Raw genomic sequence first — 17,419 nt, 5'->3', positions numbered from 1 at the left:
TGCTATCTCAGTTCGGGCAGGCGGGCTTCGTTTTTCACTTCGGCCTGGGCGATCGCGTCGGCGGGCAGCACCACCCGTTGTTGACTCAGCAACTGGCCCATGTTTGCCAGCACGCGGTACATCGAGTACTCCTCGACGTAACGCACTTCGGTGTAGCGACGGTTGGCGTTGTACAGCTCGTTTTCACTGTCGAGAACGTCGAGCAGGGTCCGCTGGCCGAGGCCGAACTGGTCCTGATACGCAGCCCTTACGCGGGTGGTGGTCTCGGCGTATTCGCGGGCGGTCGGGGTTTGTTTCTTGGCATTGACCATGGCGTTCCAGGCCAGGTGGATGTTCTCGTTAAGCTGACGCAGGGCGTTGTTGCGGATGTCCATCGCCTGGTTGATCCGGTGCGCGTTGCCAGCCAGCCGGGCCTTGTCGCTGCCGCCGCGGAACAGGTTGTAGTTCATCACGATCCCGACGCGCCATTCGTTGTCGTGACCTTCCTCGCCTTGCACGTTGTTGTTCGCGCCCACCGCGGCTTCGGCGTCGAAGCGCGGATAGAACGGCGACTTGGAGACTTCGTACTGGCTCTCGGCCGATTGCACATCGGCCTGGGCCGATTTCAGGTACGGGTTGTTTTCCACCATGCTCTGCTGGGCTTCGGGCAGGCTGGCGGGCAGTTCGCCGCGAATCGATGGCAGCGTTTCCAGTTCATCGGGCATGCGCCCCACGACGGCGAAGAAGTTCGATTCGGCATCGGCCAGATCGACTTCGGCGGTGTCGAGGTTGTTTTCCGCCAGCGCCCGGCGGGCAGTGGACTGGTCGGCATCGGCGTTGCTGCCGATACCGCGCTGGGTGCGCAGGCCGATCTGATCGTTGACGCGCAGGTGGGCTTGCAGATTGTTCTTGGCCAGGGTCACCAGTTCACGGCGCTTGAGCACTTCGAGGTAGACCTCGATGGTGCGCAGGGCCAGGTCCTGTGCGGTGCCCTGAGCGTAATACGCCCGGGAGTTGACCACGCCTTTGGTGCGCTCGACTTCGTTGGCCGTATTGAAGCCGTCGAAGAGCATCTGGCGCAGTCGCAGTTCCGATTGGGTGTAGGTGAGAATTTCCTTGTGGTGATTGCCGAACGCCCGGGTGTTGGTGTTATCGCTGTACCCGCGTCCGTAGGCGGCATTCAGATCAACCGATGGATAAAAGCCCCCTCTGGCGACTTTCACGTCTTCATCGGCCGCGAGGCGACTGTCTACCCGGGATGACAGCTCCGGGTGAGTCGCAATGGTGCTCTGGATCGCTTCGGTCAATGAGATCGCCTGGGCCTGGTTGGTGCAGGCCATGGCCAGAAGAATCGCGCCGCAAAGAGGGGTCAAAACGCGCATGGATGCATCTCCCTGAAGTCCTTGATGGTGCTTATCAGTCGCCAATTATTTGACGACTTTTATAGGTCAAACCGTTTCATGCTTGTAACAACAGAGCTAAGAACATTCTGGAGCCAACCTAAGAAGTATTTCTCATAAGCCATATGCCAAAAAAAACTTATGCGGTCTGAAAAATCCAGCACATTGTTCATTGCGAAAGCCCCTGATTTAGAAGCTTTAGGGAGCTTCTTGGCGCTTGAGGAAAGTTCAATCCATTTATCGACATAGGGCGGGGAAGTGCTGGAGGGGAGGGAAACGTAACGGTTTTTGGGTGACGGTTTTTTGTCACTCAGCTGCTTCAAAACCGTTACGCATCGCTCGCAGGCAAGTGGTTGCGCAACAGGACCCCGATGCCATTGATTGCATAGGGTTTTATCCCGAAACGCAGTATTTGCCCGCGAACGGCGCGCATGGCGAGCATCTCGCCAGGGCAGCGGCTTACTTCAGGTAAGCCCTGCCCAGGTGACGATCGGGCCTGCGACCTGCTTGAGCCATGAGCACATTCTTCGCAACAACAGGGTGCCGACAGTGGTTGGCAGCGGAGGAAATGCACATGGCTAAGCTCATCGGTGTCGTCAGTAAGGTCATTGGTCAGGTGTTTGCCGTTGCGAGCGACGGCACCCGACGCGCCCTGATTGAGGGCGATCGGCTGTTTGCCGGCGAGCTACTGTTCACCGGCAACGAGGGGGCGGTGGCGGTGCATCTGCAAAATGGCCGGGAACTGACGCTCGGCCGTGGCAGCAGTTTGCAAATGAACGCCCAGCTACTCGCTCACCAAGTGCCCCATGTGGACACCACGGAGGTGATGACGCCAAGTCAGGCACAACTGAACGATGTCGTGCAATTGCAAAAAGCGATCGCGGCGGGGGCCGACCCGACGCAGACCGCTGAAGCCACGGCGGCCGGCCCCGCCAAGGGCAATGCCAGCGGAGACCTGGGGGGCGGTCACAGTTTTGTGATGCTGGAAGAAGTGGCAGGTCGGGTCGATCCCACGTTGGGTTTCCCCACAGCGGGCTTCAACGGTATTCCGGAGTTTCCTCTGGAGCGTTTGGCCGGCGGCCCGAATAATGGCGATGACGGTGCGGGCGGCGCAGGTGGTGCAGGTGGTGCAGGTGGCGCGGGCGGTGCAGGAGGTGCAGGCGGCTCAGGCGGAACAGGTGTGGTGCCGGTGCCTCCTGACGATGTGGATAATCCGGTCACGCTGACGGGCCTGTCGGTGGCGGGGGGCGAACTGACCCTCAATGAAGCCAACCTGGCCGACGGTTCTGCCAGCAACCCCGCTGCGCTGACCCGCAACAGCACCTTCACCGTGACCGCCCCGGACGGGCTGAGCAGCCTGAGCATCGGCGGGATCAACGTGATCAGTGGCGGCGTGGCCGCAGGGTTCCCGCAATCGATCACCACCCCCTTGGGCAACACCCTGACCATCACTGGCTACAACCCCGAGACGGGCGTGGTGAGTTACAGCTACACCCTGCTGGATAACGAAACCCATCCGGATGCCAGCGGTGCCAACAGCATCAGCGAAGACTTTGACGTGGTCGCCACCGACAGTGATGGCAGCACCGCCTCGGGGCAGATCAACGTCAACATCATCGACGATTTGCCCACCGCCGTGAACGACAGCAACGCCCGCACCGCCTCGGAAGCGCGGCTGAGTCTCAACGGCAATGTGCTGAGCAACGACGTGCAAGGCGCCGATCACGTGCCGACCGGCCCTGGCAGCGGCCCGATCACCCCCGGCACGTTCAACGGAACCTACGGTACCCTGGTGCTCAATGCCGACGGCACCTACACCTACACCCTCAATACCAGCGATGCCGACTTCAAGGCCTTGCACGGTGGCGGCAACGGCAAGGAAACCTTCACCTACACCCTCACCGATGCCGATGGCGATACCAGCACCGCCAACCTGGTGCTGAACATCCGCAACAGCAATGACCCGGTCATCATCAAGGGCCTGGACATCGATTGTGGCGAGCTGACGGTCTATGAGAAAAACCTCTGCGACGGCTCGCGTCCCGATGAATCGGCCCTGACCCAAAGCGGCAGCTTCAAAGTGATCGCGCTGGACGGTCTGCAAACCCTCACCGTGGGCGGTATCGCCGTGGTGACCGGCGGCGTGGCCGCAGGGTTTCCGCAATCGATCGTCACGGCCCTGGGCAATACGCTGACCATTACCGGTTTCAACCCGGCCACCGGCGTGGTCCATTACAGCTACACCCTGGAGGATAACGAAACCCATCCCAATGCCCGCGGCGCCAACAGCCTCACCGAGAACTTCAATGTGGTCGCCACCGACGGCGACGGCAGCACTGCCTCGGGTCAGATCAACGTCAACATCATCGACGACTTGCCCACCGCCAAAGCGGATGCGGCCAGTGTGGAGGAGGGCGGCACGATCAGCGGCAACGTGCTGCACAACGACATCAGCGGCGCCGACGGCCCGGCACGCGTGATCGGCGTGCGTGCTGGCAGCGACACTTCGACCTCGGCCATCGGCGGCCTGGGTGCGCACATCAACGGCACCTATGGTTACCTCACGCTTGATGCCCACGGCAATGCGGTTTATCACAGCTATCCGGATTCGGTGGGCAGACATGGCGCCACCGACACCTTCACCTACACCGTGCGCGATGCCGATGGCGATCGAAGCACCACCACCATCACCATCGATGTCTACAACAGCTGCATCGAAGCGGTGACCGACACGGATGTGATCGTCTATGAGAAAGCCCTGGACCTGAGCAAGGGCGGCCAGGACCTGGCCGCGGGCAGCGTCACCGGCAGCGAGCCGGGCCATACCGGCGAAACCGCCTCGGGCACCCTGGTCGGTTCCGTCAGCGGCGCCAGTGGCGCGGTCACCTACACCCTGGTTGGCAGTGCCACCGGGACCTTCGGGCAAATCCTGCTCAACGCCGACGGCACCTACACCTACACCCTGACCTCGGCGCCGAAAACATCGCCCAATGCCAATGACGGACCGAACACCCTGAGCGAAAGCTTCACCTACAGAGCCACCGATGCCCTGGGCAACAGCACCACCAGCACCCTGGTGGTGAACATTGTCGATGACGTACCCAAAGCTGTCGCCGCTGAACGTTCGGTCGCCGCCGCGGAGATCGACTCCAACCTGCTGCTGATCATCGACGTGTCCGGCAGCATGGCTGACGGTTCCGGTGTGAATGGCTTGTCGCGGCTGGCGTTGGCCAAGCAGGCGATCAGCGCCTTGCTCGACAAATACGACGACCTGGGCGACGTGAAGGTGCAGATTGTCACCTTCAGCAGCAACGCTTCGGACAAGACCTCGGTCTGGGTGGATGTGGCGACAGCCAAGTCGATCATCTCCGGCCTGACGGCGGGCGGTGGCACCAACTACGACGCCGCCGTCGCCGTGGCGAAAACCGCGTTCGACACCCAGGGCAAACTGACCGGGGCGCAGAACGTCGGATACTTCTTCTCCGATGGCAAACCCAATGAAGGCTCCATCGGTACCTCGGATGAGGCGTCCTGGAAGGCCTTTCTCGAAGCCAATGACATCAAGAGCTATGCGATCGGCCTGGGCAATGGCGTCAGCAACGCCAACCTCGATCCGCTGGCTTATGACGGCATTTCCAACAGCAATACCAACGCCGTGATCGTCAAGGACCTCGCTCAGCTCAACTCGGTGCTGTCGGGCACCGTGGTCGGCGCACCGGTCACCGGTTCGCTGCTGGGCGAGGGCGGTTCATTTGGTGCCGATGGCGGTTTCATCAAGGCCATCACCGTGGACGGCACGACCTACACCTATGACCCCAAAGGCCACGGCAACCAGGGTTCGCTGAACTTCAGCGGCGGTGCCAATCACGGTACGTTCAATACGGTCAACAACACCCTGAGCATCGCCACCGACAACAAGGGCACCCTGCTGGTGAACCTCGACACCGGCGAGTACACCTACACCTCGCAGAAAACCACGGCGGTGGTGCTCACCGAAAACATCGGCTTCACCGTCAGCGACAACGACGGCGACCTGGCCAGTTCCACGCTGGTGGTCAAGGTCATTCCGAACGCGCCTCCAGTGGCGGTCGATGATCACGTCATCACCAACGTGCTGTCGGGGAGCGTCGTGGTGCCGGGCGAGTTGCTGCTGGCCAACGATAGCGATCCCGATGGCGACCCGCTCAGTGCCGCACCGACCACCTTCAACACCGGTTGGATCGCCAAAGGCGCGGACTTCTGCGGAACCGGGGCGATCAACTTCTCCGGCGTCCACAACTCCTCGGCCAACCAGACCCTGGCGAACGTGCGCAGCGCCTTTGCGGCGAATGCGGCCACCATGACCGCCGTGCTGGTCGTCAGCGGTTATCTGGGGAAAGTCACCCACGCCAATGCCAACGATGAGGACCGCATCACCGTCAACCTCAAACAGGGTGAAACCCTCAATCTGGACCACAACCTGTCGGGCGGTCATATCGCAATGGAGTATTCCGTCAACGGTGGCGCCTTCATTGCCATCGCCGATGGCCAGACCATTACCGCGACCTCGGATGGCGTTTACCAGATCCACCTCATCAATATCCCCGACGGCCCGGCGCATGGCGGCAACGTTTCGGAAAACTACAAGCTGACCATGACCGTCAATTACGCCGGGGCCCAGGAAGCCACCCCGGATTACCATGGCACCTACACCGCCAGCGACAACCATGGCGGCAGTGATAGCGCGGCCGTGACCATCAGTTATCAGCAAGGGCACACGCTGGTCGGCACCGCGGGCGATGACGTGCTGGTGGCGGGTAGCGGCGACAACCTCATCAATGCCGGCGATGGCAATGATGTGCTGACAGCCGGCAACGGCAATAACGTTTTGCACGGGGAGGGCGGCAATGACCTGCTGTTCAGCGGATTGGGCAACGACCTGCTCGATGGCGGCACCGGCAACGACACCGCCAGCTATGCCCATGCCACGGCCGGGGTCAGCGTCAATTTGGGCCTGACCGCAGCACAAGTCACTGGGGGCACCGGTACCGATACACTGACGGCGATCGAAAACCTGACGGGGTCGAACTTCAACGACGCCCTCAGCGGTGACAACCTCAGCAACATCATCAACGGCGGCCTGGGCAACGACATCCTCAAAGGCGGGGATGGCGATGACTTCCTGATCGGCGGCTTGGGCAACAACACCCTCACCGGTGGCGGCGGCGCAGACACCTTCCAATGGCTAAAGGGCAACAGCGGCCACGACGTGGTCACCGACTTCACGCCGGGCACCGATAAACTTGATCTGTCGCAACTGCTGCAAGGGGAAAACGGCACCGCGGCTTCGCTGGATGACTACCTGCATTTCAAAATCAGCGGCAGCGGCGACTCACTGGTCACCAGCATCGATGTCAGCGGCATGGCCGGCGCCGCGCCGAACCAGACCATCGACCTGGCGGGCGTCAACCTGGCCAGCCATTACGGCGTCACGCCAGGGGCGGGTGGGGTGGTCGCGGGGGGGCACGATACGGCGACGATCATCAACGGGATGTTGAATGATCATTCGTTGAAGGTGGATACGGTGTGATCTGAAAAGACTGAACTCGCCATCTCTGTGGGGAGAGGTGGCGGTTTACCGGGCAGGAACCTGAGTGATGCATTGTCTGCAAGATAGCCTTCGCGAGCAGGCTCGCTCCCACATTGGATATTCTGTGAACCCTCTTTTTGTAGCACCTAAGATCAACTGTGGGAGCGAGCCTGCTCGCGAAGAACGATAACGCGGTCCATCGACGAATTCACATCGGCTCCGGCGGCCCGATCAACCGCCCCATCACGCCAAACACCCCCAACTTCCTGATTACCTCCAGCTCCCCTTTGCTCTCGACCATTTCCGCAATCAACGGCAAATCGATGCTGTTCGTCGCCCGAAAAATCGCCTCGATAAACAGCCGCTTGTCCTGCTGCTCATCGATGCCCCGGATGTAGGCCCCATCGATCTTCAAGTACGCCAGGCCCAATTGCGTAAGGTTGCCGATCTGGCTGAAGCTGCCACCGAAATGCTGCAGACCGATGCGGTAACCGGTGTCGAGCAAGCTATGGCTCAGGCGTTGCAGATCCTGCGGTGGAGGCAGTTGGCGTTCATCGATTTCCAGGGTCAGCAGCGGGGCCAGCTCAGGCAGTGATTCAAGCATGTCGAGGATCCGTTGCAGATGCGCCTGATCGCGCAGGGTGCTGCCGGACAGGCTCAATGCCAGGGGCCAGCGGTTGACCAGGAGGTAGTCGAGGGTGGCTTCGAGCATGGCCAGGTCGAACCGCGCCGACCAGCCGAGACGCTCGATCCACGGCAGGAAATGCCCGGCGGCAATCGCTGCGCCTTGTGGATCGAGCAGGCGCGCGAGGACTTTGTGATGCAGCACCTGGCTGGTGTCGGCGCATTGCACTACCGGTTGAAAATACAGCTGCATCTTGCCTTCGGTCAGGGCCTCGTCGATCCAGGTTTGCCAGTCGTGTGGGGACTGGTTCGGCGCGCTGTCGCTTTGGCTCAGGAGTCTCCACGGTCGCTCGGGATGCAGCTGCGCCTGTGTCAGTGCCTGATCCAGTCGCAGCAGCACATCACTGGCCGGCTCGCCGGGTTTGAACGCGACCATTCCCAGATGCGCCACCGGCATGCAATCGCTGGCGCCGGTCAGGCGCAGGTTTTCCAGGGTCGCGCTGATTTCGCCGGCCAGGCGTGCGGCATCCTGGCTGTCCAGGCCCGGTGTCAGCAGGCTGAATTCGCCACCGCGATTACGCGCCGCCAGCCAGGTACGACGCTCCGGCAGTTGAGTCAGGCGCGCCAGCAATTGACCCACGGTGCTGATCAAGGCGTCGGTGCGCTGACCGCCGAGGCGCTGGTTGAGACCGACCAGATCATTGATCCGCAGCATCAGCAAATGACCGCCACTGCTTTGCTCGCACACCAGCAGACAGTCAGCCAGTTGTTCATCCAGCAAGCGCCGGTTGGCCAGGCCGGTCAGGCTGTCCTGAAAAGACTGCGCCCGCAGCTGCTCACTGCGCGCGGCCTCTTCGGAAAATAGCGCCTTGAGCTTCTCGACCATCTGGTTCATGGCCAGCACCACGCGTTTCAATTCCGGCGTACGCGGCAGTCTCGGCAGGCTGAGAAACTCGCGTTTGCTGATGGCTTCGGCCTGTCTGACCATGGCCTCGAGCGGGCGAAATTGCCGACGCAACAACCATCCACCAAACACCGCGCTGAGCAATCCACACAGCAACAGCCAGATCAGGCTACCGAGGGTGCTGTCCCAGAGCTTGGCCAGGGCAAACTGCGGATTGCTCAGCACTTCGACACGCGCGATCTGTTCCCAGCCGCGCATGATCAATGCGTCGCCACCTTGTGGATGCAGGTTGACCAGACTGACAAACCAGTCGGGCACATCGTCGGCCAATGCCGCTGCGCTGCGCTCGACCAGCACCTGCTCATTCTCGATATTGATGATCCGGATGCTGCTGAAGTAGCCGCTGTCGAAAATCGAACTGACCATCAGCTGGATCATCGCCGGGTCGTCGATTTGCGCGGTCAGCGATAGACCCAGGGCCGTGGCGGCGTCCTGGGCGTGGGCGCGCAACTGGCCGAGCATCTGTTCCCGGGCGCTTTCCAGGCTGACGAAAAAACTGCCGCTGAACGCCACCAGCAGGAACAGGCAAATGGCGAGAAACAATTGTTTGCGCAACGACATGAACACGCTCCTTGCTGTGTCGACTGGCCGTGGGCATGTCTGGCGACTCGGGTGCAGATGCGTGAAGTCTAGGCGGTGTTTGTCGCGAGGAGGGGCAGATCGTCGGGGCGGCGCGCAAAAGACTGCAGCCTCGAATACTTAAAGCTCAAGACTTGCGCAGGGTCTTTTGTCGAAGAATATAGACAGTCACCAGCACAGCACTGGTCAGCATGACGCCTCGGGCCCACGGCAACGGCACCAGGTAGCAGGAGAGCAGGATGCTCGTCCACATCAATCCGATGGCATACACCTTGCCCTTGAGCGGGATGCCGTTGCCGTCGAGATAATTTCGAATCCAGGGGCCGAGCCGCGGATGCTCCACCAGCCAATGGTAAAAACGCGGGGAACTGCGCGCGAAGCAGGCGGCTGCCAGCAGCAGGAAGGGTGTGGTGGGCAGCACCGGCAGGAAGATCCCGATCACCCCCAGCGTCACGCTCAGCCAGCCGACGGCCAGCAGCACGTAACGCAACATCAAGGAGCGGTTGCCTATGGGGTTGTCCATAGGCAAAACCTTAGTGGTGACGTGGCTTGAGGATCGCCGGTTTTTCGTCTGGCGCCTGGCACAGCAGGTACAGCGCGGTCAGGGCTTCCGGGATCTGCACGATCATGTCGTCCATCAGGTTGGCATCTTTGGCGATGTCTTCGAACTCAGGCTGTTCGTCGAACAGACCGGAACCGACCATGATCGGCAGCAGCATTTCGCTGACTTCGTCTTCGGCGGTTTCGAACCAGGCCGCTTCGCGCAGGAACACGCCTTCCATGAAACCGATGCACCAGCCGCGCAGGTCGGAATCGTCCGGCTCCTCGCCCAGGTCAAGGTCGCATGGCAGCTCGAACTCTTCATCGGCGGCCAGTTGGCGCGCGATGTGAGCCTTGAGGGCCAACAGGGTGGATTCGATCGCTTCACGCTCGGTGTCGTCGGCGTAATGCGGCTCTTCGGCGAAGAGGGCGTCGATCCATTCACGATCCGGAACCTCCTCGGAACAGATCGAAAGCGCAGTGAGGTAGCCGTGGGCGGCCACGTAGTCCAGCGCCTCGTCATGCAGTTCGTCGGCGTCGAGGAAGACTTGCAAACGGGTTAGTTGCTCAGCGAAGGACATTAAAGGGCTACCTTGGGGAATTAAACAGATGCGGGAATTCTAGGCCTTCTTGAGCGCTTGGGCCAGCCGCGCGGGATATTTGCACACCTGGGACCTCACAAACACCGCAATCTCTGTGGGAGCGAGCCTGCTCGCGATGAGGCCGGTACATCCAATACATTTATCGCCTGACACGCCGCCATCGCGAGCAGGCTCGCTCCCACAGGTTTAGCGGTGCATTGACGTTCGTGTGTCTTCTCAGCGGCGCCCTTTGCCGGACAGCGCTCGGGTATACTCGCGCGTTTTGTGATGCCCTGCTGGCGTCGCGGCTGAGATGTGAAGCGTCATGCAATGCGCACTTACTATTTGTCGGTGCAGCCTGCGTGGTTCTGAACCAGTCTTGCAGGGATGTTTTGGTGATTTCTGGAGTTTTTATGCTCGAACAGGCTCAACGCGTCCTCAAGGACATCTTCGGCTACGACAGTTTCCGTGGCCGTCAGGGTGCAATCATTGAGCGCGTGGCCAGCGGTGGCGACGCCCTGGTGCTGATGCCTACCGGTGGCGGCAAGTCCCTGTGCTTCCAGGTGCCGGCACTGCTGCGCGAAGGTCTGGCGGTGGTGGTCTCGCCACTGATCGCGCTGATGGACGACCAGGTTGCGACCCTCGAAGAACTGGGTGTCGCCGCAGCTGCGCTGAATTCCACGCTGAGTGCCGAGCAGCAGCGCGACCTGGCCGCCCGGATCAAGCGCGGTGAAGTGAAAATGCTTTATCTGGCGCCCGAACGCCTGGTCCAGCCGCGCATGCTGGCGTTTCTGCAAAGCCTTGAAATCGCCCTGTTCGCCATCGATGAAGCGCACTGCGTGTCGCAGTGGGGCCACGACTTCCGTCGCGAATACCTGCAACTGGGCCAGCTGGCGGAACTGTTCCCCCATGTTCCGCGCATCGCCCTGACCGCGACCGCCGACAAGCGCACCCGGGAAGAAATCGTCGATCGCCTGCATCTGCAGGACGCCGAGCGTTTCCTCTCGAGTTTCGACCGCCCGAACATTTTCTACCGCATCGTGCCCAAGGAGCAGCCGCGCAAGCAATTGCTGGCGTTTCTTGCGGAACGGCGCAGCGATGCCGGCATCGTCTATTGTCTGTCGCGCAAGAAAGTCGACGAAGTGGCGGTGTTCCTCAGCGAACAAGGCTTCCCGGCACTTCCGTACCACGCCGGCCTGCCCAACGATACCCGCGCCCACCACCAGAAACGTTTCCTCAACGAGGAAGGCCTGATCATGGTCGCCACCGTGGCGTTTGGCATGGGCATCGATAAACCCAACGTGCGCTTCGTCGCTCACCTCGATTTGCCCAAATCCCTGGAGGCTTACTACCAGGAAACCGGTCGCGGCGGCCGCGACGGCCTGCCAGCGGATGCCTGGATGGCCTACGGCCTGCAAGACGTGGTGATGCTCAAGCAGATGTTGCAGAACTCCGAGGGCGACGAACGCCACAAGCGTCTGGAGCAGCACAAGCTCGACGCCATGCTCTCGCTCTGTGAAGAAACCCGCTGCCGACGCCAGACGCTGCTGGCTTATTTCGACGAAGACATGCCCGAACCCTGCGGCCATTGCGACAACTGCGTTGACGGCGTGCAGACCTGGGACGCCACCGAGCCGGCCCGTCAGGCGCTCTCGGCGATCTACCGCACCGGCCAGCGCTATGGCGTCGGGCATCTGGTGGACGTGCTGCTGGGCAAGGACAACGAAAAAATCCGCAGCATCGGTCATCAGCACCTGTCGGTATACGGCGTCGGCAAGGCGATGGCCGAAGGCGAATGGCGCTCCCTGTTCCGCCAGCTGGTTGCCCGCGGTCTGGCCGATATCGACCTCGAAGGCTACGGCGGCTTACGCCTGAGTGACACCTGCCGGCCATTGCTCAAGGGCGAGGTGACCCTGGAACTGCGCCGCGACCTCAAGCCGCAAACCACTGCCAAAAGCAGCAAGAGCCAGGCGAGCCAGCTGGTTCGCGGCGAAGAACGCGAACAGTGGGAAGCCTTGCGCGCCCTGCGGCGCAAACTCGCCGAAGAGCATGGTGTGCCGCCGTACGTCATTTTCCCGGACTCGACGCTGCTGGAAATGCTTCGCAGCCAGCCGACCTCGCTGGCGCAGATGGCCACGGTCAGCGGCGTCGGCGCACGCAAACTGGAACGTTATGGCGAGGCCTTCCTCGCCGTCCTCGGCGGCCAGGTCGAGGCGCCGACAGTGGTGGCCGACGTGCGCCATGAATTGATTACCCTGGCGCGGGCCGGCATGACCCCGCTGCAGATCGCCGGCCAACTGCAATGCTCGGAAAAGAACGTCTACAGCATGCTCGCCGAAGCGATTGGCAAGCAGCAGTTGTCGCTGGAGCAAGCGCTGGATCTACCCGAGGATCTCATGGGCGAAGTCCAGGACGCATTCCTCGACGGCGAGGGTGAATTGCCGCCCGTGTCGGAGATTGCCGCGCTGTTCGCCGGGCGAGTGCCGGAAGGTGTCTTGTACTGTGTTCGTGCCGCTTTGCAGTCGGAATTCGAAATCTGAATGACTTGGCGCACAGATGTAACGATTCAGTACATAGCAAGCCTTGCCTATAGCCAAAGGTCATGCTTAGCTGACTAATAATTAGCTTTTCTCTATTTTCAGCCTGAACATGAGTGTTTTATGCCGTTCACCGATCAACACCGCTTTGGCATGCAACTGGCCCAGATGTCGCGCGGTTGGCGTGCCGAACTGGACCGCCGTCTAGCCGGCCTCGGACTGTCCCAGGCCCGCTGGCTGGTGCTGCTGCACCTGGCGCGTTTCGACGATGCACCGACCCAGCGCGAACTGGCCCAGAGTGTCGGCGTCGAAGGGCCGACCCTGGCCCGCTTGCTCGACAGCCTGGAAAGCCAGGGACTGGTACAGCGTCAATCAGTATTGGAAGACCGCCGGGCAAAAAAGATCGTACTCTGTGCGCCGGCCCGCCCGCTGATCGAACAAATTGAAACCATTGCCACCCAGCTGCGTCACGAGTTGTTCAATGGCGTCGATGAAGCGGATTTGAAAATCTGTATGCGGGTGCACGGACACATTCTGGCCAATCTGGAAAAATCTTGAGGCATAACCGCATGCCGGACTTTTGAGATACCCCGTTGGGCAGACTATAAAGAACTAGTCGGCAATATCGTGTTCGTACCGGATGTGCGAACGCGTACAAGGTTGGTTCCGGTTATCCAAGGGATGCTCATGCTCGAGAGTTTGCACGTGGTATTGCGCGGTTGCGCCAGGCTGCTTCTGGTCGGTGGTGCTGTTTTTTACTCGGCATTGACGCCCGCGCTGGGCTTGGGCGAAATCACCCTGCATTCGGCGCTGAATCAACCGCTGCGCGCCGACATCGCCCTGACGGACGCCGCGGGCCTGGAGGAGGGCGAGTTGTCGGTCAGCCTGGCGACGGCAGAAGAATTCAGCCGCGTCGGCGTTGATCGGGTGTTCTTCCTCAACGACCTGAAGTTCACGCCCATCTTGCGCGGCAACCGCAACCTGATCCGGGTGAGCTCCAGCAAGCCGGTCAATGAACCCTTCCTCAACTTCCTGGTACAGCTCAATCAGCCCAACGGGCGCGTGCTGCGCGAGTACACGGTATTGATCGACCCGCCGGGCGCGCCGGGGATTGTTCCGGTGGCTGACGAACCGGTTGCCAGCACGTCATCGTCAGCCTTCCCGACTGTCGAGCCAGCCGTTGCACCGCCGCCTGCGGTGAAGAGCAAAAAGCCGCCCACCCCGCGCCTCGATCAACCGGCTGCCGCGCCGGTCACTGATCCTGCTGCCGAGCAATTGGCCGCCAGTGTCCTGCAAAACCAGCAGTTGCAAGCGACGATCGATGAGTTGAATGCAAAATTGCAGGCGCAAAACGGGCACATTGCCAGCCAGAAAAATCAGCTGACCGAGTTGCAGACTCAATTGGCGCAAGTCAAACAGGCTCCGGCGCAGCCTGTTGCGCCAGAAGCCGCAGCTCCAGCACCGGTAGTAGTCGAGAAAATAGAGACGACCAGTTTGCCGCTGGTCTTCGGGTTGCTGTTGCTGGTGGCCCTGGTGTTGCTCGCAGTTTTCGTTCGCCGTCAGCGACAGCAGGTTCAGGCAGTGGCTGAGCCGATACCCGTTTTGCCGTCACGGCATGAACCGGTGCTGAATCGGCAAGCGCAGCCGCAAGCTCCGGCACCCGTACAGGGTGAAGAGACACCGGCGGGCGATGTGCTCGAAGGGGTCGGCATTTATCTGGCCTATGGCCGTTTTTCCGAAGCGGCCGGTTTGTTGAGGGAGGCCTTGCTCAAGGAGTCTCATCGCACCGATCTGGCGGTGCGGCTGCTGGAAGTTCTCGGCAAACAGGGCGACGTGTCCGCCTATGATGCTCAGGAGCACAGCCTGCGTGACGCCGGGTTCGACCCGCAGAAGCTTGTGGAGATTCGTGAGCGTTATCCGAAAATGGGCAATGCCGCCGCCTTGTCCATCGCCCCCACCATCGCGCTGCCCGTGGTCGCGCAGGCCCAGGCAGCCGCCAGCGATGAGTTTCAGTTGAACCTGGATGATCTGTCGATTGATTCGAGCTGGGACTTGATCAGCCCCTTCGATAACCAACCGCCGGCCGCCGTATCCCCGAACGAGATAACCCGCGCCAGCGAGCCCGAATTCACTTCGAATCTGCACGTCTTGCCCGATGTATTCGAAATGCCTGACGAGCCGACACTGGACGAACCCCAGTTCGAGTGGGTGGCCGAGCCTGATGCACAGCCTCTGGATGAAGACTTTCTCGATGAATTCGGTGATCCCGGCTTGTCGTTGGAGCTTGAACCCTTGAGTGCCGAATCGATGGAGCTCGAGTCATTCGAACTGAGCCATGCAGGCAAACTGGAACAGGCCCAGACCTGCATCGATGACGGCGACCTGGACAGCGCCATCGAGCTGCTCAACGAGTTGCTCAAGGATGGCGACGAACCGCTCAAACAGACCGCCCGGAGTTTGTTGGCCGGTATCCGCTAGGATTGCCTGCAATTGGATTTATGTGTTCATAAATGTGCGTGGCGACGAAGGCCGCTATGATAGCGACGCCCTCTAGCTCAGGAGATACGTCCGTCATGACCGCGCATAAACCGGAAATCATCATCACTTATTGCACGCAATGCCAGTGGCTGTTGCGCGCGGCCTGGCTGGCCCAGGAACTGCTCAGTACCTTTGGCGACGACCTGGGCAAAGTGTCCCTGGTGCCCGGTACCGGTGGGGTCTTTCACATTTTCTGTGACGAAATGCAGATCTGGGAGCGCAAGACCGACGGCGGTTTCCCCGAGGCCAAGGTGCTCAAGCAGCGGGTCCGCGATCAGATCGACCCGGACCGCGACCTGGGGCACAACGACCGGTCTCAGTGAGAGGGGGCTTGTGCCGCCACGGTCTTTTTGCTTGAGCCACCCGAGAGCCGGCTGGACACCACGATCGCGACGATGATTAACGCACCGCCGATCAACATGCGCAGCGTCGGATTTTCATCGAACAGCAGCCAGGCCATGGTGATCCCGTAAACCGGCTCCAGAGCAAACACCACCGCGGCGGTTCGTGCCTTGATCACCGCCAGGCTGGCGACGAACAGGCTGTGAGCGACGCCGGTGCAGAACACCCCGAGCAGAGCGATCCACAGCCAATCGAGGGGGCGCACCTCACTCAACTGCGGTGCCGCCACCGGCAGCAGGCACAGCGCGACTACCACGTTCTGACACAGCGCCGCCTGCACCGGTGGGATGCGGGCCGAGCTGGCGCGGTTGGTCAATGACAGCAGCGCGAACAGCAAGCCGGAAGCCACCGCCCAGAGCAGGCCGGTGGTGGCGCCGCTGGCCAGATCGAAGTCCGGCGTGACCAGCACCAGTCCCACACTCACCAAAACCACCAGCAGGATTTCGTTGGCGCGAATCCGCTCGCGGAAGATCAGCCCTTCGAGGATCACGGTAAACGCCGGAAAGCTGGCGAAGCCCAAGGTCGCGATCGCCACGCCGGCGACCTTGACCGCAATGAAGAAACTGACCCAGTGCCCGGCTAGCAGCAAGCCGCTGAGCAACAGTCGGCGCCAGTCCACGGCCTCAAGTTTCAGCCAGCGGGTATTGCTGGCGAACCGTGCAAAAAATGCCAACGCCAACACCGCAAACGCGGCACGTCCGAAAACGATGACGCCGGGAGAGGCGGCCGCGAGTTTGCCGAACACACCGGTCAGGCCAAACATCAGTGCGCCGATATGCAGAGCGCCAAGGGCGGTACGGGGAGTCATTGCAGTCCTTGATAAACGTATTGAACCCGGCGAGCGACGCTCATCAACACTGAACGCGTTCCAGGGGTACATTGAACCCTGTGAAGGCAGTCTGTGTCTGTCGGCAAACTATCGTTGTTTGTCGCCAGCCTCGCGCCGCAATTTGCCCGGCGAGGCGCCGAACTCACGCAGCACCGCGGCCGCGAAGGCGCTCTGGGAGCTGTAGCCGACCCGGCTGGCAATCTCGCCGATGGGCAACGCCGAATCCCGCAACAGGCCCACGGCCATGTGCAATCGTCTGCTACGGATATAGTCCATGGGCGTCTGCCCGCATTCGGCAACGAACCGCGCATGCAATCGCGCACTGGATAATCCGGCGATACGCGCCAGATCGGCAACTTGCAGCGGGTAGGCCGCGTACTGATCAATATGTGCGTTCAGCGCGGCATACGGCAGACGCCGAGCGCCCATGATCTGCGGCCTGGCATTGTTGAGGCTGGCCAGCAACAGCACTGCACCCTGTTGCGCGATCACTGGATCACCGACCTGACTGCCCGCCAGCCAGCTCACCAGTTGGCTCTGTCCGGCATCCAGAGGCAGGCGCCCGGCGTTGTCGAGCAGACGACGGCTGGCTTGCGCGTGATCGCCCAGGGACTGCAAGACCCACTGATCGCTCGGCACATCCAGCACCAGGCAGCGGCTGCCATTGGCACTGCCGCAGGCATGATGAAGCCCGGAAGGTACCACCACGAAACTTTGCTGAACGACCTGGCTACCACGCCCGTCGACCTCGAAATCCAGCGCGCCCGACAGCCCGAACACCAGTTGCGCGTGGTCGTGGCTGTGGACGATCAGGTCGTCGCTGTACTGGCGTAGCGTGAGGATCGGTCTCATCGCAGGTCTCCTATCAAGGTCGCCA

Annotated in this window: 11 protein-coding genes; 5 read left to right on the top strand and 6 right to left on the bottom strand. The window is 61.3% G+C overall.

The window, feature by feature from the left end; all coding sequences use genetic code 11:
* Positions 1–2: 2 nt before the first annotated feature.
* Positions 3–1,361, bottom strand: a complete 1,359-nt coding sequence (locus ACA041_RS23690) for a TolC family outer membrane protein (RefSeq protein WP_497437957.1) — start codon at positions 1,359–1,361, stop codon at positions 3–5.
* Between the two features lie 592 nt (positions 1,362–1,953).
* On the opposite strand from ACA041_RS23690, the gene ACA041_RS23685 reads away from it, so the two are divergent.
* Positions 1,954–6,948, top strand: coding sequence for a retention module-containing protein (locus ACA041_RS23685; RefSeq protein WP_497437956.1), 4,995 nt, complete (start codon positions 1,954–1,956; stop codon positions 6,946–6,948).
* A 208-nt stretch (positions 6,949–7,156) separates the two neighbouring features.
* On the opposite strand, the gene lapD is transcribed toward ACA041_RS23685, so the two are convergent.
* From lapD to ACA041_RS23670, 3 genes are all read right to left on the bottom strand, one after another.
* Positions 7,157–9,097 carry a cyclic di-GMP receptor LapD gene (gene lapD, locus ACA041_RS23680; RefSeq protein ID WP_497437955.1) on the bottom strand — a complete coding sequence of 647 codons (1,941 nt, stop codon included), beginning with the start codon at positions 9,095–9,097 and terminating at the stop codon, positions 7,157–7,159.
* 145 nt (positions 9,098–9,242) lie between these two features.
* The gene (locus ACA041_RS23675; RefSeq protein WP_497437954.1) at positions 9,243–9,638 is read right to left on the bottom strand and encodes a YbaN family protein; all 396 of its coding nucleotides are present in this window, start codon (positions 9,636–9,638) and stop codon (positions 9,243–9,245) included.
* 10 nt (positions 9,639–9,648) lie between these two features.
* Positions 9,649–10,236, bottom strand: a complete 588-nt coding sequence (locus ACA041_RS23670; protein WP_497437953.1) for a UPF0149 family protein — start codon at positions 10,234–10,236, stop codon at positions 9,649–9,651.
* A gap of 413 nt (positions 10,237–10,649) precedes the next feature.
* Here ACA041_RS23670 and recQ point away from each other — a divergent pair, with 413 nt between their 5' ends.
* From recQ to ACA041_RS23650, 4 genes are all read left to right on the top strand, one after another.
* Positions 10,650–12,776: a DNA helicase RecQ gene (recQ, locus tag ACA041_RS23665; protein ID WP_497437952.1), complete on the top strand. Its 2,127-nt coding sequence runs from the start codon at positions 10,650–10,652 to the stop codon at positions 12,774–12,776.
* Positions 12,777–12,896: 120 nt separating this feature from the next.
* Positions 12,897–13,331: a MarR family transcriptional regulator gene (locus ACA041_RS23660; RefSeq protein WP_497437951.1), complete on the top strand. Its 435-nt coding sequence runs from the start codon at positions 12,897–12,899 to the stop codon at positions 13,329–13,331.
* A 129-nt stretch (positions 13,332–13,460) separates the two neighbouring features.
* On the top strand, positions 13,461–15,251 hold the full coding sequence (locus ACA041_RS23655; RefSeq protein ID WP_497437950.1) for a motility hub landmark protein FimV: 1,791 nt from the start codon (positions 13,461–13,463) through the stop codon (positions 15,249–15,251).
* 95 nt (positions 15,252–15,346) lie between these two features.
* Positions 15,347–15,634 carry an Rdx family protein gene (locus ACA041_RS23650; RefSeq protein ID WP_497437949.1) on the top strand — a complete coding sequence of 96 codons (288 nt, stop codon included), beginning with the start codon at positions 15,347–15,349 and terminating at the stop codon, positions 15,632–15,634.
* Here the strand turns inward: ACA041_RS23650 and ACA041_RS23645 are convergent.
* Both ACA041_RS23645 and ACA041_RS23640 read right to left on the bottom strand, forming a co-directional pair.
* Positions 15,628–16,521 carry a DMT family transporter gene (locus ACA041_RS23645; protein WP_497437948.1) on the bottom strand — a complete coding sequence of 298 codons (894 nt, stop codon included), beginning with the start codon at positions 16,519–16,521 and terminating at the stop codon, positions 15,628–15,630. The two genes, ACA041_RS23650 and ACA041_RS23645, sit on opposite strands and share 7 nt — an antisense overlap.
* Positions 16,522–16,629: 108 nt before the next feature.
* Positions 16,630–17,394, bottom strand: a complete 765-nt coding sequence (locus tag ACA041_RS23640) for a helix-turn-helix transcriptional regulator (RefSeq protein ID WP_497437947.1) — start codon at positions 17,392–17,394, stop codon at positions 16,630–16,632.
* Between the last annotated feature and the right edge of the window lie 25 nt (positions 17,395–17,419).

It is taken from the genome of Pseudomonas sp. LBUM1676, assembly GCF_059695605.1.
Note: the sequence above shows the minus strand (reverse complement) of the source record. Positions and strands in the feature narration are given on the sequence as shown.